General features: G+C 65.9%; 1 protein-coding gene. It reads right to left on the bottom strand.

Translation table 11 applies throughout. The annotated features are described in order from the left end of the window. On the bottom strand, positions 1-1433 hold a 1433-nt coding region (locus ACGF5C_RS34510), incomplete at its 3' end, for an acyltransferase domain-containing protein (RefSeq protein ID WP_393308576.1). Between the last annotated feature and the right edge of the window lie 58 nt (positions 1434-1491).

Raw genomic sequence — 1491 nt, 5'->3', positions numbered from 1 at the left:
TCGGCGGCAGCGGGGTAGAAGTCATCGACCGGCACGGGCACCGCACCCTCGGGCGGCCAGGGCCCGTGATGAGGCCGGCCGGGCTGGCCGGTGTCTCCGGTGAGAGTGGCCTCAGCGTGCAGAATCCAGTCGGAATCCTCACCGTGGCGGCTGTGCACCCGGGCAGTGTGGACGGCGTCGGTGCCCGTAGGTGTGATCACGATCTGCAGATCGCGGTCGTGATCAGCGGGCAGCGGAGCGAGGATGGTCAGGTCAGCGATGTGGTCGCAGCCGACCTCGTCCCCGGCACTGGTCAGCCAGTCGATGAACGCAGTCGCCGGCGCGATCACAGTGCCCCCGACGACGTGGTCACGCAACCACGGCACACGGTCGGGCGACAACCGGGCCGACACGACGGTCGGGCCGTCAACGACCCTCGCCACATCCCACCGCAAACCCGTGGCGCCGGTCGTGAGCCAGAAACGACGGTGCTGGAACGCATACGTCGGCAGATCAACCACCCGCGTCGGCCGCCCCAAACACGCAGGCCAGTCGACCGGCACCCCACGGCTCCACAACCCGCCGACACCCGACAACAACGTCCGCACCTCACCACGGCCACGACGCATCACCGGCACCGCCGTAACCGCCTCACCCACCATCGCCGTCAAAACAGCATCAGGGCCCACCTCCACCACCGTCGACACACCGTTGTCCCGCAACCAGCCCACACAGTCGCCGAACCGCACCGCCTGCCGGGCATGCCGCACCCAATAATCCGCACAACCCAACACATCACCAGGCTCAGGCCTACCCGTCAGACCCGACACCACCGTCAACTGCGGCTCACGCCACCGCACCGACTCCGCAACCTCAGCAAACCCCGCCAACATCGGCTCCATCAACCGCGAATGAAACGCGTGACTCACCGCCAGACGCCGGAACCGCCAGCCCCGCACCCCACACTCGACCACCACCCGATCCACCGCCACCAAAGGACCAGACAACACCACCGACCCAGGCCCATTGACCGCAGCCACATCAAGACCCAACTGATCCGCGATCTCGACCACGTCGGCTTCCGCAGCCTCGACAGCGACCATCCCACCACCGGCATCCAACGCCTGCATCAAAACGCCCCGAGCAGCAACCAGACGACACGCATCCCTCAGATCGAGCAAACCCGCGACGTGAACAGCCGCCAACTCACCCACCGAATGACCCGCCACCACATCAACCCGCACACCAAAAGACTCCAACAACCGGAACAACGCCACCTCAACAGCGAACAACGCCGGCTGCGTGAACACCGTGTCACCCAAACCCAACCCACCCACCACACCACCGGCCACAACCTCACCCAAACCCGCCGGCAACAAACCATCAAACCCCGCACACACCCGCCCGAACACGTCAGCAAAAACCGGAAACTCCCGCGCCAACTCCCGACCCATACCCACCCACTGAGCACCCTGCCCAGTAAAAACAGCCCCCACACCACCCGAAGACACC

It is taken from the genome of Micromonospora sp. NPDC047620 (assembly GCF_043205005.1).
Lineage (GTDB): Bacteria > Actinomycetota > Actinomycetes > Mycobacteriales > Micromonosporaceae > Micromonospora.
The sequence above is the reverse complement of the archived record's forward strand: the minus strand, read 5'-3'. Positions and strand labels throughout refer to the sequence as shown.